Source organism: Nocardiopsis sp. FR4 (assembly GCF_009830945.1).
Classification (GTDB): domain Bacteria; phylum Actinomycetota; class Actinomycetes; order Streptosporangiales; family Streptosporangiaceae; genus Nocardiopsis.
The window spans coordinates 167,096-183,819 of the sequence record NZ_VWVV01000012.1 but is presented as its reverse complement, the minus strand read 5'-3'; the positions used below and the strand labels follow the sequence as shown (position 1 = coordinate 183,819).

The following is a 16,724-nucleotide window of genomic DNA, read 5'->3' as shown; positions in this document are numbered from 1 at the left end:
GCGCCGCCGCCGGGACGGGGGGCACCCGCGGCGCCGCCGGGACGCGGGGCGCGCTGGTCGCCACCGCCCTGCGGGCCGGGACGCGGACCCGGGCGGGGACCGCCCGGACGCGGGGCACCGCCGCCGGGACGGGGAGCACGCTGCTCACCGCCGCCGGGACGCGGGGCGCGCTGGTCGCCACCGCCCTGCGGGCCGGGACGCGGACCCGGGCGGGGACCGCCCGGACGCGGGGCACCGCCGCCGGGTCGCGGGGCGGCGGGCTTGGAGCCCATGCCGGTGGCGTTGGACGCGAACGGGTTGTTGCCCGGACGGGGACCGGCCGGACGCGGGCCCGGACGGGCACCGCCGCGCTCGGGGCGCTCACCGCGTTCGGGGCGCTCACCGCGCTGGGGACGCTCACCACGCTGCGGGCGCTCGGGACGGCCACCTTCGGGACGGCCGCCTTCGGGACGGCCACCCTCGGAGCGGCCGCTCTCGGGACGACCGGCCTCGGGACGGCCCGCCGGGGCGCCGGGCCTGGGGGCGCCGCCGGGGCGGGAACCCGCCTCGCCGCGCGGAGCCTTGGGACCGGGCTTGGGAGCACCGGGGCGCGGGGCGGACTCGCCCTGCGCGGCGGGCTTGGGAGCGGGGGCCGGCTTGGGACCCGGCTTGGGCGCCGGACCCGGCTTGGGGGCGCCACCGCTGTCCGCGGCGGAACGCGGGCCGGGCTTGGGAGCCGAACCCTTCCGACCGCCGTCGGAACCGTTGTTGAAAGCTTCCTGCAGGCGTCGCACGACGGGGGCCTCTATCGTCGAGGACGCCGAACGGACGAATTCGCCCATCTCGTTGAGCTTGGCCAGAACAGCCTTGCTCTCTACACCGAACTCCTTGGCGAGTTCGTACACCCGGACCTTCGCCACTACTCTCCTTCAGCTTCGGTCCGGGACATGGGCTCGTGCCGGACCGTCGTTAGCTTGAGTTACTCATCGCTGCGTACTCATCAGGCGCTCATCGCAATCTCGACCTGCTTCCTCATCGCTACACAACAATGGGCCGGTTTCTTAGGTGCCGACACAGCACTGGTACGCCGACCTCGGTCACTACAACCAGAAGGTCGGCCCAGACATTCCAACCCTATCGGGAGCGCTGACCCGATCCGCCACGCGGGGCGGCATCGAACAGGGCCGCCACGGGTGAGGAGTCCCACCCGGCGTCCCCCGCTCCCCTCCGGAAGGCGCGTGACCACGCCCTGCGCCGCTCGGCGAGCTCAAGGCACCGCCGATCGTGGTGCAGGTAGGCTCCGCGCCCCGGACGTCGACCTCGGGTGTCGGGCGTGATGGTCGAGCCCACGGCCACCAGCCGCACGAGGTCGGACTGGACTGCCCGCGACCGGCACCCCACGCACGTACGCACGGGACGGTCAGGACCGTCTTGGGCCACCCTATCGCGTCGATCCGTCAACGCGACCCGATTACCCGGCCGCGGAGGCGTCGCCGTCTCCGGCACCGCTCTCCTCCCGGACCGTCTCAGCGGGCTCGGCGTCGGAGCGGATGTCGATGCGCCATCCGGTCAGACGCGCGGCCAGCCGGGCGTTCTGGCCCTCCTTGCCGATCGCGAGGGACTGCTGGTAGTCCGGCACGATCACGCGGGCGACCCGGGCGGCCATGTCAAGGATTTCCACGGAGTTGACCCGGGCCGGGGAGAGCGCGTTGGCCACGAACACGGCGGGGTCCTCGGAGTGGTCGACGATGTCGATCTTCTCCCCGTGGAGCTCGGCCATGACGTTGCGGACCCGGCTGCCCAGCGGGCCGATGCAGGCTCCCTTGGCGTTGACCCCGCCCCGGTTGGAGCGCACGGCCATCTTGGTGCGGTGACCGGCCTCGCGGGCGATCGCGGCGATCTCCACGGTGCCGTCGGCGATCTCGGGCACCTCCAGCTCGAACAGCTTGCGCACCAGGTTGGGGTGCGTGCGCGAGAGGGTGACCGAGGGACCGCGGTGGCCCTTGCGGACCTGGACGACGTAGGCGCGCAGGCGCTCGCCGTGGGTGTAGGTCTCGGTGGGCACCTGCTCCTGCGGGGGCAGGACCGCCTCGATCCGGCCCAGGTCCACCAGCACGTTGCGGGGGTCCTTGCCCTGCTGGATGATGCCGGAGACGATGTCGTGCTCGCGCCCGGCGAACTCGCCCAGGGTCAGCTCGTCCTCGGCGTCGCGCAGGCGCTGCAGGATGACCTGCTTGGCGGTGGATGTGGCGATGCGCCCGAAGCCGGTTGGGGTGCCGTCGAACTCGCCGACCACCTCGCCGTCCTCGTTGGTGTCCGCCACCCACACGGTGACGTGCCCGGTGGAGCGGTTGAGCTCGACGCGGGCCCGCTTGTCGGGCCCCTCCTCGCGGTGGTAGGCGATCAGCAGCGCGTCCTCGATGGCCTTGGCCACCAGTTCGACCGAGATGTCCTTCTCTCGCTCCAGGCTGCGCAGGACGCTCATGTCAATATCCACGGGGCTCCCCCTCTAGTCCGCCGCGTCGGTGTCGGCGTCTCGGCGGAATTCCACCTGGACCCTGCCCTTGCCGAGTTCGGCGTGGGTGAAGGTACGGGGCTGGCCGTCGACGTCGAGGGTGACCCCCTCGTCGCCGGCGTCGGTGACGCGTCCGGTGACCTGTCCCCCCTCGGCGAGGGAGGCGGTCACCAGGCGTCCACGGGAGCGGCGCCAGTGCCTGGGCTGGGTCAGCGGACGGTCCACCCCGGGAGAGGTGACCTCCAGGACGTAGGGCTGCTGACCCATGACGTCGGAGGAGTCCAGGAGGGTGTTGACCTCCTGGCTGACCTCACCGACCGTGTCCAGGTCGACCCCGTTGTCGGAGTCCACGACCACGCGCAGCACCCGCCGCTTGCCCGCCGGTGTCAGTTCGACGGCCTCCAGGTCCAGTCCGACCGCGGCCAGTACCGGCTCCAGCAGCTCGGCGATGCGCTCCTCGCGCGACGGCGCTCCCATGTGGTGTTGCCCCTCCAGCGGCGAAATCCCGCCCGTTCGGCCGATGTGCCGGTGTACGGGGCGGTCCAGCTCTGTACGTAGTCTTCAACTGAAACGGTCCGCCCCTCGCGCGGGGACACGGACCGTCCGCACGTCGCGTACGACGGCGGTCGTGCTGCAAGGGTATCCACACCCGGAACCCTTCCAGGTCGCCGGCGGTGGCCGGGGCGCGTCGCCGCGTGCCCCTCCCGGTTCGGGACCGCGCCCCTCCGGGCCTCGGGCCACACCCCTCCCGGCCTCGGACCGCCCCCGGCGCGGGACATGGAAGGATGGGGCCGTCGGCCGTCGCGGACGGCACGCTGGCGCGGAAGGGAGCAGGCGTGGGGATCGGCTGTGTCAGCCGTCGCGCGGTGCTGGGCGCGACGCTCGCGGTGGGCACCGGTGCCCTGGCCGGGTGCGGCCGGGTCGAGTGGTACCCCTCGGACATGACCCCGGACACGTACGTGCTGCGGTCCGTGATCCGGGACAAGGAGCGGATGGTCGCGCGGTACGAGGCCGCGCTCGCCGGGGGCTCGGGCCCCGCGGACCTGCTGCGGGACTTCCTGGAGCACCACCTGTCCCACCTGGACGCGCTGACGGAGGCCCTGCCCGAGGAGGAACCCGCCCCCGCGGAGGAGGCCTCGGAACCGGAGGAGCTCCCTCCGCCCGAGGGGGTGCCGGACACCGCCGCCCTGGGGGTCCTGGAGGCGGCCGCGACGAGCGCGCGGCTGGACCAGGCGGGCGCCGTCACCGACCCCGGCCTGGCCCAGCTGATCAGCGCGGTCGGCGCCTGCGAGGCCGGGCACGCGCACCTGCTGGCCCGGGCGTGACCTGAGGCTCCGGACGGACACTGGACGAGCGAAGGCAGGTAGCGGGTGAGCGAGAGCACCGCGTCCCCCGGGCAGGACCCCGAGTCCTCCGGACGGGACGCCGAGTCCCCCGGACAGGACACCGGGCCGCGGGCCCTGGCCGAGGCGCTGCGCGCCGAGCACAGGGCCGTGTACGGCTACGAGCACCTCGGCGGCCTCGCCGGGGACGCGGGCCGCCGCGAGCGCGCCGGGAACACCGCCTACGAGCACAAGGCGCTGCGGGACGCGCTGCACGCGGCCGCGGTGGAACGCGGCTGGGACCCGCCGCCCGCCCAGGCCGCCTATCCCCTGGCGGAGGACGGGGGCTCCGCCGCCGTGGACGCCTACGCCGTGGACCTGGAGCAGACGGCGGCGCGCGCCTACGCGTGGCTGACCGCCTCCCGCGACACCGACCTGCGGGTGACGGCCGCCCGAGCCCTGCAGGAGACGACCGTGCGCGCGCTGGAGTGGGGCGGGGCGCTGGAGGCCCTGCCCGGTTTCGACGAGGCCGGATAGCCGGGACACCGGCGACGGGATCGGTGGGCCGCCCGGACGGGCGGCCCGCGCCGCTCAGCCCCGCGGACCGGCCCCGCCGGCCGGTCCCCCGGGGTCAGCTCCGGCAGGCGGCGACGGTGCGCTCCACGATCTCGGCCAGAGCGACCTCCTCGCGGTCACCGGTGGCGCGGTCGCGCAGCTCCACCAGGCCGTCCTTGAGGCCGCGGCCGACGATGACGGCCGTCGGGACGCCCAGCAGTTCGGCGTCGGTGAACTTCACGCCGGGTGAGACGCCCTTGCGGTCGTCCACCAGTACCCGCAGTCCCCGCTCCTCCAGCTCCCGGCCGATGCGCAGCGCCTCCTCGACCTGCTCGCCCTTGCCGGTGCCGACCACGTGCACGTCGGCTGGCGCGATCTCGCGAGGCCACACGATGCCCCGCTCGTCGTGGGACTGCTCGACCACCGAGGCGACGGCGCGTGAGACGCCGATGCCGTAGGAGCCCATGGTGATCCGCCGGGGCTTGCCGTCGGGGCCCAGGGCGTCGAGCTGGAAGGCGTCGGTGTACTTGCGGCCCAGCTGGAAGATGTGGCCGATCTCGATGCCGCGCGCGGTGTAGAGCGTGCCGCGGCCGTCCGGGGAGGGGTCGCCGTCGCGCACCTCGGCGACGTCGATGGTGCCGTCCGGGGTGAAGTCGCGGCCCGCGACCAGGTCCAGGACGTGGTGGTCGGTCTTGTCGGCCCCGGTGACCCAGGCGGTGCCGGTGGCCACCCGCGGGTCGACGAGGTAGCGGACCTTGTTGTCCAGCAGGGCGCGCGGGCCGATGTAGCCCTTGGCCAGGAACGGGTTGGCCGCGAAGTCGGCGTCGTCCAGGAGCGCGACCTCGGCGGGCTCCAGCGCGGCTTCCAGGCGCTTGAAGTCCACCTCGCGGTCGCCGGGCAGGCCGATGGCCAGCAGCTCCCAGTCCTCGGCGCCCGGGGCGCGCGTCTTGACCAGGACGTTCTTGAGGGTGTCGGCCTCGCTGAAGTCCCGGCCCAGGTCGGCGTTGTTGAGGAAGTCCACCAGGGTCTGGATGGTGGCGGTGTCCGGGGTGTGGTGGACCACGGCCTCGGGCAGCCCCTCGACGGGCCTGGGGGCGGGGGCCGGGACGGCCACGGCCTCCACGTTGGCCGCGTAGTCGGACTCGGTGCTGCGCACGAAGGTGTCCTCGCCCGTGGGCGCCACGGCCAGGAACTCCTCCGAGGCCGAGCCGCCCATCGCACCGGAGGTGGCCGACACGATGACGTACTCCAGGCCCAGCCGGTCGAAGATGCGGATGTAGGCGGCGCGGTGCAGGTCGTAGGAGGTCTGCAGGCCCTCGTCGTCGATGTCGAAGGAGTAGGAGTCCTTCATGTGGAACTCGCGGCCGCGCAGCACACCGGCCCGGGGACGGGCCTCGTCGCGGAACTTCTCCTGGATCTGGTACAGGATGACCGGGAAGTCCTTGTAGGAGGAGTACTCACCCTTGACCAGCAGGGTGAAGAGCTCCTCGTGGGTGGGGCCGAGCAGGTAGTCGGCGCCCTTGCGGTCGCGCAGGCGGAACAGGGTGTCGCCGTATTCGCCCCAGCGCCCGGTGGCCTCGTAGTACTCCCGGGGCAGCAGCGCGGGCAGCAGCACCTCCTGGGCGCCGATGGCGTCCATCTCCTCGCGCACGACGCGCGAGACGTTCTCCAGGACGATCTTGCCCAGGGGCAGCCACGAGTAGACGCCGGGGGCGGCGCGGCGCACGAACCCGCCGCGCACGAGCAGTTTGTGGCTCGGCACCTCGGCGTCCGCCGGGTCCTCACGCAGGGTGCGCAGGAACAGGGTCGACATCCGCAGTAGCACGGCCACTCCTCGTGGAAAAAGCGAGAGAAACTGGGTCGCCCGAACCCGTCCGGGAGACCCAAGGGAACCTGGGTCCTCCAGGCTAGCGCTAGTGCGGGCGCGTTCGCGCGGACGTCGGCATAGCCTGTGGACGACGGACGGAGGCGGACAAGTGGGCAGACGCGGCACGCGGCGGCACGAGGAGCCGGAGGAGGACACCGGTCAGGTACCAGCAGGCACGGAGCTGCTCGCCGACGCAGACCGGCCCGACTCCTGGTTCCTGGTCGTGGACGGCACGCCCCAGTCCCACGTGGACCTGTCCGACCCCTCCTACCTGGACTTCTCGTACATGCGCCGGATCGCGCACGCGGCCGACCTGGTGGCCCCGCCGGGGGAGCCCGTCGACGCCCTGCACCTGGGTGCGGGGGCGCTCACCCTGGCCCGCTACGTGGCCCACACCCGGCCCGGTTCCCGGCAGCGCGCGGTGGACGCGGACGCGCCCCTGGTGGAGCTGGTGCGCCGCCGCCTGCCCTGGGACCGCCGGGCGCAGCTGCGCGTGGGCATCGGCGACGCCCGGGAGTGGATCACCGCCCGGCACACCGGCAGCGCGGACCTCATCGTCAGCGACGTGTTCGCCGGGGCGCGCACCCCGGCCCGGCTGACCTCCGCGGAGTTCTACGCCGAACTGGCGCGCGTGCTGCGGCCGACCGGCCTGCTGGCGGTCAACATCGGCGACGGCGGGAGCCTGGAGCACGCCCGGGGCCAGGTCGCGACCGCGCGGACGGCGCTGCCGCACGCGGCGCTGTCCGCCGAGCCCGGGGTGCTGCGCGGGCGGCGGTTCGGCAACCTGGTCCTGACCGCCTCCCACAGCCCCCTGCCCGCCGACGAGCTGGGGCGCCTGGCCCACCGCGACCCGGAGATGGCCCGCCTGCTGGAGGGCGAGGAGCTGGACCGCTTCGCCGCGGGCCGCGCCCCCGTGCGCGACGCCGACGCCGTGGACTCCCCCGCGCCGCCGGACGGCGTCTTCTAGTTTTCGGGGGCTCGTCCGCACCAGCGCGGCGGCCGGGGCGGTCACGGCCCGGCGGGACCCCGCGGTCCCGCCGTGGCGGGTCGCGGTCGTCCCGTACCGCCCGAGCCGGTGGGGACACCGCTCCACCGCGTTCGCGCCGTCACGTCCCCCCACCCCAGGCGTTCGCGCGAGCGGTCCCCGCTTCCTCGCCCACCAGGTAATGCTCGGTCGTGCCCGGCAGAGTGGGCAGTTCGGCCCAGTGGGTGACCGAGTCGTCACGGTCCCGGCCGTAGGGAAAGCGGACGAAACCGTCGGAATCGACGAAGCAGTCGTGGTACTCACGCCCGTCCTCAGCGATGTGGTGGGTGGTGAAGTACATCGGTCTCACCAGCCAGAACTCCTGCCCGGCCGCCGGATCGTGCCCCTCCGAACCGTCGGGCGCCAAACGGCCCGTGATCGCCGCGGCCAGGGGCATCCCGTCCCTGTCCCTCGGCAGCCGCTCCCGTACGTCCACCCACTCCACCTCCGCGCGCATGTCCCTCCCCGCTCCGGTCTCCTGTCGGACGCGGCCATCCTCGCATTCCTGGTTCCTGTCCCACCCACCCGGCACCGGCGTGCGCAACCCCGCCCCACGGCCTGCCGGCCGACGCGGCCGGTGCCGCGCCCGGGGCGGTGGGGCCTGCGGGTGCGGGGAAGGCCGGGCCGGCCGCCTACTCCCCCGGGAGTACGCCCGCTCCGCGGGAACCTCCCCGGGGATGACGCGCGCCCCCGAGGGGCGGCCCGTACTGTCGGTGGTGTGCCAGCACCACCACGGGGCCGCGCCCCGGTTCCGCGCCCCACGCGCACCGACGTACGGCTGACGGCCGCCCTGCTCCTGGTCTCCCTGGGCAGCACGTTCGCGGTCACCCTCGTCGATCCCGCGCCAAACCACCGCGACCCCCTGCCGTGGGGGTACGCGCTCGTCCTGGCCGCCTGCCTGCCCGTCCTGTGGCGCAGCGCCCTCCCCCGCACCGCCTCCCTGGTCACCGTCGTCGCCGCGACCGTCTACTACCCGCTGGGGTACCCCGACGGCCTGGTCATGGTGTGCACCGCGGTCATGCTCTACACCCTGGTCCGCGGGGGGTACCGCCGTTTCGGGTGGGCGCTCGGCATCGGGCAGTTCGCCGCGGTCAACGGATACGAACTCGCCGTGACCGGGGCCCCGCGCCCCGAGGCGGTGGGCCTCGTCGCCTGGGTCCTGGTCCTGCTGTGCTCGGCCGAGGTGGTGCGCTGGCGCCGGGAGTACATGCGGGTCGAACACGCGCGCGAGGCCGAGAGCGCGCGCACCCGCGAGGAGGAACTGGCGCGCCGGGCCTCCGAGGAGCGGGTGCGGCTGGCCAGGGACGTGCACGACACGGTCGCGCACAACATCTCCCTCATCCACGTGCAGGCCGGAACCGCCCTGTACCTGCTGGAGACCGAGCCCGGTCGGGCCGCCGAGGCGCTGGCCACCATCAAGCGGACCAGCAAGGACACCCTCACCGAGCTGCGCGGCATCCTCGACGTGCTGCGCGCCGTGGACGAGGCCCCGCCCCGGTCCCCGGTCCCGGGCCTGGACCGCGTGGAGGCGCTGGCCGAGGGCACCCGGGGCGCGGGCGTCGACGTGACCGTCGAGGTGGCCGGCCCTTCCCCGCGCCTGCCGGTGAGCACCGGCTCCGCCGCCTACCGCACGGTCCAGGAGGCGCTGACCAACGTGGTCCGCCACTCCGGGGCCGCCGCGGCCCGGGTCCGGATCGAGCACGGGGCCTCCGCGCTGGTCGTGGAGGTGACCGACGACGGCCGCGGGACCGCCGGGCCCCCGGTGCCGGGCAACGGCATCACCGGAATGCGCGAGCGCGCGGCGCTCGTGGGGGGCACGGTGGACGCGGGCCCCCTCCAGGGAGGAGGATTCCGGGTGCGTGCCCGGTTCCCGCTCGACGGCGCCGGACCGGACACCGCTTCCCCGTCCGCCTCCGACGAATCGAGGACCGGTTGATCCGGGTACTGCTCGCCGACGACCAGGCCCTGGTGCGCGCGGGATTCCGCGCGCTGCTGGACAGCGCCCCCGACATCGGTGTGGTCGGCGAGGCCGCAGACGGCGGGGAGGCCGTCCGCCTGACCCGGTCGGAGCGGCCCGACGTGGTGCTGATGGACATCCGGATGCCCGGTGTGGACGGCCTGGCCGCCGCCGGACGCGTCCTCGCCGATCCGGAGCTGACCGCGACCCGGATCGTCATGCTGACCACGTTCGACCTGGACGAGTACATCTTCGAGGCGCTGCGCGCCGGGGTCAGCGGGTTCCTGGTCAAGGACACCGAGCCCGCCGACCTGTTGCAGGCGGTACGGGTGGTGCACGGCGGCGAGGCGCTGCTCTCCCCTGGGATCACCCGGCGGCTCATCGCCGACTACGCCCGCCGCCCGCCGCGCGCCCCCGACCCCGCCGAGCGGCTGGCCGCCCTCACCGACCGGGAGCGGGAGGTGGTGGCCCTGGTCGGCGGCGGCCTGTCCAACGAGGAGATCGCCGCGCGCCTGGTGGTCAGCCCGGCCACCGCCAAGACGCACGTGAGCCGGGCCATGGTCAAGCTGGGCGTGCGCGACCGCGCCCAGCTGGTGGTCATCGCCTACGAGACCGCTCTGGTCACGCCCGGGTGGATCCGGTAGCCCCGGGGAGGGCCCGGGGTCGGGTCGGGGTCCTCCCCTAGCCCCGGCGGCGTAGGCCCCGGGGCCCTCCTACCGCGGGAGGCGGCTCGCGGAAGCCCTCTCCCGGGCGATGCGCCCGCCCCCGCCGCCGCCGGATGCTGGGCCGCGTTCCCACCGCCGAACGCGAGGCCCGACGATGTTCGAAGACCCCCTGCCGCTGGCGCGGCTGCAGTTCGCCCTGACCGCCGCCACCCACTACGTGTTCGTGGCGCTGACCCTCGGGCTGGCTCCGTACGTCCTCGTCACCCAGCTCGCCGCCACGCTGCGCGGCGACCGCTCCCGGATGACCGCCGTGCGCTTCTGGGGCGGCCTGTACCTGGTCAACTACGGGACGGGGGTGCTGTCCGGCCTGGTCATGGAGCTCCAGCTCGCCCTGAACTGGAGCGGCCTGCAGGGGATGTTCGGCTACACCTTCGCCGCGCCGCTGGCCCTGGAGACGATGACGGCGTTCTTCGTGGAGTCCACCTTCCTGGGGCTGTGGATCTTCGGCTGGGACCGTATGGGCCGGTGGGCGCACCTGTTCTGCTTCACCGTCGTCACCGCCACGGCCTACGCGTCGGCGTGGTGGGTGCTGGTCGCCAACGGGTTTCTGCGCAACCCCGTGGGCTTCGAGGTGGTGGACGGGGCCGCCCGGCTGACGGACCCGGTGGCGCTCATGGCCAATCCGGCCGCCCTGCTGGCCTTCGGCCACGTCGTCACCGGGTCCCTGCTGGTCGGTGCCCTGGTCATCGCCGCGGCCAGCGCCCACCACATCCTGCGGCGCGAGGACGAACACGGGATCTTCCGGCGCGGCGTCCGCTACGCGGCCCTGGTGCTGTGCATCGCGCCCGTTCCCGTTGCGGCCTTCGGCGGGCCGCAGTTCGAGCTGTTCGGGAGCGCGCCGCCGACCAGCGGCCTCACCTACACCGCCGCCGAGATCGCGGCCGTGGAGTCGGCCTCCGGGGGCGGCGCCCTCCTGGGGGCGGCCGGCACCGCGGGCGAACTGACCATGGTCCTCTCCTGGACCCTGATGTTCCTCCTCGGACCCGTGCTGCTGCTGGCCTGGCCCCTGGGCGGGCTGGACCGCTGGCGGTGGCTCCTCGCCCCGCTCGTCCTCACCCCGTCCCTGCCCTATCTGGCGAGCGTCGGCGGCTGGGTGTTCCGGGAGACCAACCGCCAGCCCTGGACGGTCGTGCACCACCTGACCACGGCCGACGCGGTGACCCCCCTGTCCCCGGGCGCGGCCGCGGTCTCCTTCGGGGGCTTCACCCTCGCGTTCGCCGTCCTGGCGACGGTCACCTGCTGGCTGCTGGTGCGCTACGCGCGGCGCGGCCCCGGGGGCGGCCCGCTGGCCGAGCACCGCTCCGGGGGCCCCGGAGCGCCCCCGGAGCCCACCGCCCCCGTCCACACGTTCTGAGCCCGGAAGGCCGCCCTCATGGACCTGCTCTCCTCCGCTCTGCTCGCCCTGCTCCTGGTCGGCTACCTCGTCCTCGCGGGTGCCGACGTGGGCCTGGGGATGCTCATGCCCCACGTCGCGCGCGGGCCCGCTGAGCGCCGCCGGGTGGTCGCCGCGATCGCCCCCTACTTCCTCGCCACGGAGGTGTGGCTGGTGGCCGCGGCCGGCGTCCTGGCAGGCCTGTTCCCCGTGCTGGAACACCACGCGGTCGCCGAACTGTGGCCGGTGCTGGCCGCGCTGCTGGCCGGGTGGCTGGTGCGCGACGCGGGGCTGTGGCTGCGCGCCCGTGTGGACGGCGCACGCTGGCGCCTGGTCTGCGACGGCGCGGTCGTGGCGGGCAGTTGGACCCTCGCGGCCTCCTGGGGGCTGACGGTGGCGGGTCTGCTCACGGACGGCCTCGTCGCGAGCCCGTTCACCGTGCTGTGCGCCGCCGCCGTCATGGCGCTGTTCGCGCTGCGCGGCTCGGCCTTCGGCGCGGAGCGCACGGTCGGCGCGGAGGAGGCCGCGTGCGCGGACGTGGCGGCGCGCGGCACCCGTACGCTCTCCCGGGCCGCCCTGGGAGCGGTGGCGCTGGCGGTGGCGTCGGCCGCGCTGCCCGGCGGGCCGGTGCTGGCCCCGGTCCCCGCACTGGTTCTGGTCGCGGCGCTGGCGGGGGTGCTGGCCGCCACCAGCGGGCTGACCGGCCCGATGCTGTCGCGGCACACGTCGGCGGCGGCGATCGCGGTCCCGGGCCTGCTCGTGGCGCTGGCGGCCCCGTTGCCGTCGGCCCCGGTGCCCTCCACGACGGCGGTGTTCGTGTGGGTGTTCCTCATCCCCGTAATTCCGGTCATGTTCGCCGGTCAAGTTTGGCTCTACCGAATAACACGCCGCCCGGCGGCAAGCCCGACCTTCTTCGCCTGACCCCCGAGTTCGGGAAAAACGCAGTTCACAACGGTTCCGCGACACCCCGGCCCGCACCGGACACCCCGGCCCGCACCGCATCGCGGGCCGGCCACGGATTGGGAGCGCGGACCAGCGGGCAAGCCCATGTCCGGGAGACACGCCCGTGACGCCCCCTCCCACCAGGGGAGGCTCCGGCGTGATCGCGCACGGGCGCTGTCGAGCCCCTTGAGGAGGGACTGTGACTCATTCCCCGACCACAACCCCCGATCTGCGCGGATGCAGCTGCGGATCGGGCTGTAGCTGCGGTTGCCAGAGCGGCGGCTCCTGCAACTGCGGCGGCAGCTGCAGCTAGCGGGTCCGGGGGCGCCACGCGCCCGACACCCTGAAGTGCCGAGAAAACCGAATCCCCCTTCCGCGCGGGCCGCCCTCCCCGGGCGGCCCGCACCCCTTCCCACACCAGCCCCCGCGTGTCGCGACAATGGGCGACGGTAGGTATACGCTGTGTCACTACGTGATGCTGCGTATCCACCCGTTGGGGGAGATCAGCGATGCCGCCGTTCACCAGACCAGCGTCGGAGAGAGGCCACCCCTCCGAACACGCGAGGCTGTTGCGATGCGTACTGGGCATCCGGGAGCGCTCGGCGCGGGCGGTGCCGTGGGAGCCGGACACGGTCGGGATCCCGGCCGACAGATCCTCCAGCGCCCTGTCCCGGATCAACGACGTCGCCTTCTACGCGACCGCGCGCGAGGAGGTGTCCGCCCTGGCCGGAGTGTGCGTGGACCTGCTGCACCTGCACGCCCCCGACGAGGGGGACGAGCACGGCGAGCACCGCTGCGAGGGCTGCCGCCAGAGCTGGCCCTGCCCCACCTTCGCGGAGCTCTGCCGCCTGCTGGCCTGAACGGGGCGGGAGCGCCCGCGCCCGCGCATCGGTCCGCCGCCCGCCGAAGCCGGGGCGCGATCCGACTTCGACGGACGGCGGTTCTCGCCTGCCGTCCGCTGGCGCCCCGCGGCCGAACCGCGCGACGCCCTCACCGGGTCAGGCTTACCCGAGAGTAATACTGGAACGCGTTCTACCGCAAGGCCCAGCTCGGCAAGGAAAACCCAGCCAAACATGACATGCTGACTGAAAAGCGAGAATAGAACAGGATCCACTCGGAGTCGGGGGAAGTCTCTCCGAGGCCGCCCGCGCGAGGAAGCCGGACAACGGAGACCGGGGAGGCGAGGGAACATCCGCCCCGCCGAGGCGGGGCGGTCAGGCCCAGGGGCGGGGGACAGCCCCTGGGACCGACCTCGGGGGCGGCAGGGCGCGGCTGCCCGTGGACCGCCGGGAGCGGGGGCCTCCCGGTGCGCCGGGGCGCGCCTTGCACCACAGACGTTAACGACGCACCGGTAACGCGAACACCCCCCAACAGATAACCGGAACGTCTCGATTCCCGTCGGCGGGGCGCGCCGGGCGCCCTTCCTGACCTGCACCGATAGCCACTCCGCGAACACCGGCCTCCTGGAAAAGCAGGTTTCGCACACAACCCAGGGGTAACGGAAACCCCGGTGCGGAGCGTTTACCGCGACCGGGGAATCCGCCGGAGGAGAAACCGGGAAACACCATGTGTCACCACGTCGGTGAAAGGTTGCACGAGGTTGCGTTTCCCGGCGCAAGCAAGAAAATCAAAGGCCCCGGGCCTGCCACCCGGGGCTGGAGGTCAACTTATTCGCGTGGCCAGCAGATACGCGGAGGGGGAGTCCGCGTCGACGATGTCGGTCACCCTCCACACCTGTCCTCCCACACTGAACACGTCACCCACCCTGACGTCGATCATGGGTGTGGGACGCCACTCCTTGGGCCCCCCGATCTTGGCCACCGGTCGACCGTCCTCACCGATCCAGAAACTCCCACCGCCGATCGGGCCTCCCGCGAAGCGGTCGTTGCGCCCATAGCTGATCTTTTCCTGCTCACCGATCTCGTGGACCACAGTGGTTTCAGTCCCCATCGTCTCGGATTCCGTTGAAAGCGCAGCCATGCTAACCCGGACAGAGCTATTGAGGACGCCGTTTTCGGGCCCATCCGCAGAACCGGACAGAGCAACTGACAAAGGTAATGTGCGAGCCGGGACCAAAGTCCCGACCCGCACATAAGGGAATATTGGAATTATCAGCCGCCGTCAGCGGACCCCCGGACGCCCTTCAGCCTGCCCACCAGGGTCTCCAACGCCGAGCTGAACGGGTGGTCGTGCACCATGTACGTCCACGTCATGGAGGGGCGCTTGACGCCCACGTCGGAGACGTCGAGCTCGCCGTCGCGCACCTCCAGCTCCTCGAAGCTCTCCGCGGCGCGGGCGCGCGCCTCGTCGAGGAAGCCCTTGAAGACCGGCACCGCCTCGCGGTTGAACTCGTCCAGCGGGTCGCGGCGGCCCAGGAAGCGCAGGTGGATGCCCTCCCGCAGCTCCGCCAGGAAGGCGTTGTGGTCGGTCCAGCCCCGGTCCAGGTGGTAGAGGGTGATCAGGCGCGCCGCCTGGGCCACCTTCTCCTCGCCGACCTCCTCGACCAGCTCCGCGTGCCGTTCTCCGCGGTCGGCCCTGACCTGGCGGTCGCCCTGGTCGCCGGTGAGCACCATCTCCCGGTGCTCCAGCACCACGTCGCGCTGCACGTCGATCAGCTGGTTGTAGCGCCAGGTGTTGCGGTGCACCTCCAGCAGCTGCCCCTCGGCGACCCGCTGGGCGTGGTCCACCATGTTCAGCCAGCCCTCGTCGGTGATCTCGCCCTCGGCGGTGGTCGTGTACCCGGTCGTCTCGGGGGCGTGGTTGACCACGAGGTCGTCGTCCATGCTCACGAAGAAGACGGAGTCGCCCGGGTCGCCCTGGCGTCCGGCCCGGCCGCGCAGCTGTCCGTCCAGACGGCTGCTGGGGTAGCGGCCGAAGCCCATCACGTACAGTCCGCCGGCGTCCACCACCCGCTCCCGGTCGGCCATGTCGCTGCCGCCGAGGCGGATGTCGGTACCGCGTCCGGCCATCTGCGTGGAGACGGTGATCGCCCCGTAGGTGCCCGCCTCGGCGATGATGGAGGCCTCGTCCGCGTCGTTCTTGGCGTTGAGGACCACGCACTCCAGCCCGGCCTCGCGCAGGCGCCCGGCCAGGAGCTCGGACTCGGCCACGTCCTGGGTGCCGATGAGGATCGGCCGCCCGGACTTGTGGACCTCCTCCACCCTGGCGATGAGGGCGTCCTCCTTCTCCTCGCGCGTGGCGTACAGGCGCGTGCCGTGGTCCTGGCGGATGTTGGGCTTGTTGGAGGGAATGACCGCGACCTCCAGCTCGTAGAACTCACGGAGCTGTTCGGCCACGGCCATGGCGGTGCCGGTCATGCCGCCGCGGGTGGGGTAGCGCAGGACGAGCGACTGCACGGTGATGGAGTCCAGCACCTCGCCGGTCTCGCTGACCGCCACCTTCTCCTTGGCCTCGACCGCGGCCTGCAGGCCGTCCGGCCAGCGCTGGAGCAGGGCGATGCGGCCGCGCGACTCGTTGATGATGCGCACCTCGCCGTCGCGCACCACGTAGTGGACGTCGCGCTGGAGCAGCACGTGGGCGTGCAGGGCCAGGTTGACCTGCGGCAGGACGGAGGTGTCGTCCTCGGAGTACAGGTCGACCCCGCCGAGCTCCTTCTCCACCACGTCGATCCCGGCGTCGGTGAGCTGGACGTTGCGCCCCTCGCCGTCGACCTCGTAGTGCAGGCGGGGCTTGAGCGAGCGGACGACGTCGGCCATCCGCACGTCGGCGGCCACGCTCTCCGCGGCTCCGGCGAGCACCAGCGGCACGCGCGCCTCGTCGACGAGCACCGAGTCGGCCTCGTCGATGATGGCGACGCTGGGCGGCGGCACGACGCGGTCCTCGATGTCGGTCACCATCCGGTCGCGCAGGACGTCGAAGCCCAGCTCGCTGACGGAGGCGTAGGTGACGTCCCGGGAGTAGGCGGCCCGGCGCTCCCCCGGCGTGGAGTCCTCGTTGATCCAGCCCACGGTGACGCCGAGCATGTCGTAGAGGGGGCGCATCCACTCGGCGTCGCGCCTGGCCAGGTAGTCGTTGACGCTCAGCACGTGCACGCGCTTGCCGCGCAGCGCGAACCCGGCCGCGGCCAGGGCGCCCGCCAGGGTCTTGCCCTCGCCCGTGGCCATCTCGGCGACGTGGCCGTCGAGCAGGGCCATGACGCCGAGGAGCTGCACGTCGAACGGCCGCTCGTCGAGGGCGCGCCGGGCGGCCTCGCGGCCGACCGCGCACAGCGACACGAGGTCGTCGCGCTCGTAGGGGAGTTCGGCGTTGCCGAGTTCGATGGCCTTGTCCGTCAGCTCGGTGTCGCTGAGCTCACGCAGACCATCCTCCTCGGCCTCGATCGCCGACAGGAGCTTGGTATAAGGCCGCAGATCCACCGCACCGGGCTTACCCAGGAAGCGGCGGACGCTTTCCGCCATTCGTCCGAACACCACCACAGAGTAACGCCGGACACAGCCCCCGGGGGA

At 73.2% G+C, this 16,724-nt stretch carries 16 protein-coding genes; 8 read left to right on the top strand and 8 right to left on the bottom strand.

Annotated elements, in window-relative coordinates; all coding sequences use genetic code 11:
• The 4 genes from FYW95_RS13950 to rimP all read right to left on the bottom strand — a co-directional run.
• Positions 1–899 (bottom strand): translation initiation factor IF-2 N-terminal domain-containing protein (locus FYW95_RS13950; RefSeq protein ID WP_201294852.1); only part of this gene is annotated, 899 nt, incomplete at its 3' end.
• Between the two features lie 214 nt (positions 900–1,113).
• Positions 1,114–1,380: a YlxR family protein gene (locus FYW95_RS13945; protein ID WP_255459367.1), complete on the bottom strand. Its 267-nt coding sequence runs from the start codon at positions 1,378–1,380 to the stop codon at positions 1,114–1,116.
• Between the two features lie 70 nt (positions 1,381–1,450).
• Positions 1,451–2,464: a transcription termination factor NusA gene (gene nusA / locus FYW95_RS13940; protein WP_159940931.1), complete on the bottom strand. Its 1,014-nt coding sequence runs from the start codon at positions 2,462–2,464 to the stop codon at positions 1,451–1,453.
• 24 nt (positions 2,465–2,488) lie between these two features.
• The gene (gene rimP, locus FYW95_RS13935; protein ID WP_159940859.1) at positions 2,489–2,971 is read right to left on the bottom strand and encodes a ribosome maturation factor RimP; all 483 of its coding nucleotides are present in this window, start codon (positions 2,969–2,971) and stop codon (positions 2,489–2,491) included.
• 359 nt (positions 2,972–3,330) lie between these two features.
• Between rimP and FYW95_RS27720 the strand changes: the two genes are divergently transcribed.
• The gene (locus FYW95_RS27720; RefSeq protein WP_201294851.1) at positions 3,331–3,819 is read left to right on the top strand and encodes a hypothetical protein; all 489 of its coding nucleotides are present in this window, start codon (positions 3,331–3,333) and stop codon (positions 3,817–3,819) included.
• A gap of 45 nt (positions 3,820–3,864) precedes the next feature.
• Entirely contained in the window at positions 3,865–4,353 is a 489-nt protein-coding gene (locus tag FYW95_RS13925) for a ferritin-like domain-containing protein (RefSeq protein ID WP_160050390.1), read from the top strand.
• A gap of 94 nt (positions 4,354–4,447) precedes the next feature.
• On the opposite strand, the gene FYW95_RS13920 is transcribed toward FYW95_RS13925, so the two are convergent.
• The gene (locus FYW95_RS13920) at positions 4,448–6,184 is read right to left on the bottom strand and encodes a proline--tRNA ligase (protein WP_159940929.1); all 1,737 of its coding nucleotides are present in this window, start codon (positions 6,182–6,184) and stop codon (positions 4,448–4,450) included.
• A gap of 163 nt (positions 6,185–6,347) precedes the next feature.
• Here FYW95_RS13920 and FYW95_RS13915 point away from each other — a divergent pair, with 163 nt between their 5' ends.
• Positions 6,348–7,205 carry a spermidine synthase gene (locus FYW95_RS13915; RefSeq protein ID WP_159940855.1) on the top strand — a complete coding sequence of 286 codons (858 nt, stop codon included), beginning with the start codon at positions 6,348–6,350 and terminating at the stop codon, positions 7,203–7,205.
• Between the two features lie 139 nt (positions 7,206–7,344).
• On the opposite strand, the gene FYW95_RS28200 is transcribed toward FYW95_RS13915, so the two are convergent.
• The gene (locus FYW95_RS28200; RefSeq protein ID WP_159940853.1) at positions 7,345–7,719 is read right to left on the bottom strand and encodes an AQJ64_40280 family protein; all 375 of its coding nucleotides are present in this window, start codon (positions 7,717–7,719) and stop codon (positions 7,345–7,347) included.
• Positions 7,720–7,980: 261 nt separating this feature from the next.
• Here FYW95_RS28200 and FYW95_RS27715 point away from each other — a divergent pair, with 261 nt between their 5' ends.
• From FYW95_RS27715 to FYW95_RS13885, 5 genes are all read left to right on the top strand, one after another.
• A complete protein-coding gene (locus FYW95_RS27715; RefSeq protein ID WP_236572184.1) occupies positions 7,981–9,198 on the top strand; it encodes a sensor histidine kinase in 1,218 nt (405 codons plus the stop codon).
• Positions 9,195–9,863: a response regulator gene (locus tag FYW95_RS13900; RefSeq protein ID WP_159940851.1), complete on the top strand. Its 669-nt coding sequence runs from the start codon at positions 9,195–9,197 to the stop codon at positions 9,861–9,863. Before FYW95_RS27715 ends, FYW95_RS13900 begins: the two co-directional genes overlap by 4 nt.
• Before the next feature lie 175 nt (positions 9,864–10,038).
• Positions 10,039–11,298: a cytochrome ubiquinol oxidase subunit I gene (locus tag FYW95_RS13895; RefSeq protein WP_159940849.1), complete on the top strand. Its 1,260-nt coding sequence runs from the start codon at positions 10,039–10,041 to the stop codon at positions 11,296–11,298.
• An 18-nt stretch (positions 11,299–11,316) separates the two neighbouring features.
• Positions 11,317–12,237, top strand: a complete 921-nt coding sequence (locus FYW95_RS13890) for a cytochrome d ubiquinol oxidase subunit II (protein WP_159940847.1) — start codon at positions 11,317–11,319, stop codon at positions 12,235–12,237.
• A 530-nt stretch (positions 12,238–12,767) separates the two neighbouring features.
• Positions 12,768–13,118: a hypothetical protein gene (locus tag FYW95_RS13885; protein WP_159940845.1), complete on the top strand. Its 351-nt coding sequence runs from the start codon at positions 12,768–12,770 to the stop codon at positions 13,116–13,118.
• A gap of 802 nt (positions 13,119–13,920) precedes the next feature.
• Here FYW95_RS13885 and FYW95_RS13880 read toward each other — a convergent pair.
• Positions 13,921–14,190: a DUF6406 domain-containing protein gene (locus FYW95_RS13880; protein WP_159940925.1), complete on the bottom strand. Its 270-nt coding sequence runs from the start codon at positions 14,188–14,190 to the stop codon at positions 13,921–13,923.
• Positions 14,191–14,369: 179 nt separating this feature from the next.
• Positions 14,370–16,676 carry an accessory Sec system translocase SecA2 gene (secA2, locus tag FYW95_RS13875; RefSeq protein ID WP_159940843.1) on the bottom strand — a complete coding sequence of 769 codons (2,307 nt, stop codon included), beginning with the start codon at positions 16,674–16,676 and terminating at the stop codon, positions 14,370–14,372.
• Between the last annotated feature and the right edge of the window lie 48 nt (positions 16,677–16,724).

What these genes read in the sequence shown, in the direction of transcription:
- nusA (WP_159940931.1), bottom strand. Translation starts at nt 2,464, where the DNA reads ATGAGCGTCCTGCGCAGCCTGGAGCGAGAGAAGGACATCTCGGTCGAA.
- rimP (WP_159940859.1), bottom strand. Translation starts at nt 2,971, where the DNA reads ATGGGAGCGCCGTCGCGCGAGGAGCGCATCGCCGAGCTGCTGGAGCCG.
- FYW95_RS13920 (WP_159940929.1), bottom strand. Translation starts at nt 6,184, where the DNA reads ATGTCGACCCTGTTCCTGCGCACCCTGCGTGAGGACCCGGCGGACGCC.
- FYW95_RS28200 (WP_159940853.1), bottom strand. Translation starts at nt 7,719, where the DNA reads ATGCGCGCGGAGGTGGAGTGGGTGGACGTACGGGAGCGGCTGCCGAGG.
- FYW95_RS13895 (WP_159940849.1), top strand. Translation starts at nt 10,039, where the DNA reads ATGTTCGAAGACCCCCTGCCGCTGGCGCGGCTGCAGTTCGCCCTGACC.
- FYW95_RS13890 (WP_159940847.1), top strand. Translation starts at nt 11,317, where the DNA reads ATGGACCTGCTCTCCTCCGCTCTGCTCGCCCTGCTCCTGGTCGGCTAC.
- FYW95_RS13885 (WP_159940845.1), top strand. Translation starts at nt 12,768, where the DNA reads ATGCCGCCGTTCACCAGACCAGCGTCGGAGAGAGGCCACCCCTCCGAA.
- secA2 (WP_159940843.1), bottom strand. Translation starts at nt 16,676, where the DNA reads ATGGCGGAAAGCGTCCGCCGCTTCCTGGGTAAGCCCGGTGCGGTGGAT.